Below are 280 nucleotides of genomic sequence, written 5' to 3'. Positions count from 1 at the left end.
TCTCTATGCGTGGCACAAGGCCCCGAGCCTCGATCAGTTTCATTTGCCTGCGTTCACGTGTTCGAAGTTGACAGACTCCGAATAGTAGCCGTTACTTTGGCCCAGCCATCGGATATCCACGTAGCCTCGGATGGTCGCGAGCTTGTAGAACGTCCACGTATACGAATCGACGTACTCGCCAGCCGGAGGCGGAAAGTCGGTATCGCTAACTTCCTCGGCCATGAGAATAGGTGTCCCGATCAGGTCGTTCACGTCCCCAGTTACCGACTCGATGTATACC

General features: G+C 55.0%; 1 protein-coding gene. It reads right to left on the bottom strand.

The window, feature by feature from the left end; all coding sequences use genetic code 11:
• Positions 1-39 precede the first annotated feature (39 nt).
• Positions 40-280, bottom strand: a 241-nt coding sequence (locus AC1RPW_RS07595; RefSeq protein WP_481769381.1) for a DUF7448 domain-containing protein, incomplete at its 5' end; no start/stop codon positions are given.

The sequence above is a fragment of the Dellaglioa sp. CoH-55-MRSF-8 genome (assembly GCF_056782195.1).
The sequence above is the reverse complement of the archived record's forward strand: the minus strand, read 5'-3'. Positions and strand labels throughout refer to the sequence as shown.